The sequence below is a fragment of the Arthrospira sp. PCC 8006 genome (assembly GCF_046480465.1).
Classification (GTDB): Bacteria; Cyanobacteriota; Cyanobacteriia; order Cyanobacteriales; family Microcoleaceae; genus Limnospira; species Limnospira platensis.
In genome coordinates, this window is sequence record NZ_PKGG01000665.1 from 1 (window position 1) to 254 (window position 254).

A 254-nucleotide genomic window follows, 5' to 3' on the forward strand; every position below is an offset into this window, starting at 1 on the left:
AGCGCCGAGGACGGCGACCTTGACCCCCATCAGGCGCCCTCCTCCGAGACGACGAGGTCCTCGGACAGACCGAAGGCCTCGTGGACGGCCAGCACGGCGGCTTCGACCTGGTCCTTGGCGACGACGACCGACACGCGGATCGTCGAGGTCGAGATCATCTCGATGTTGACGCCGGCGGCGGACAGCGCGGTGAACATCTTGGCGGCGACGCCCGGGTGGGTCTTCATCCCGGCGCCCACGAGCGAGACCTTCGC

At 69.3% G+C, this 254-nt stretch carries 1 protein-coding gene; it reads right to left on the reverse strand.

Translation table 11 applies throughout. The features are described 5' to 3' along the window. Positions 1-29 precede the first annotated feature (29 nt). Positions 30-254: ACT domain-containing protein (locus tag B9T16_RS29790; protein ID WP_410246506.1), on the reverse strand; the 225-nt coding region annotated here is incomplete at its 5' end.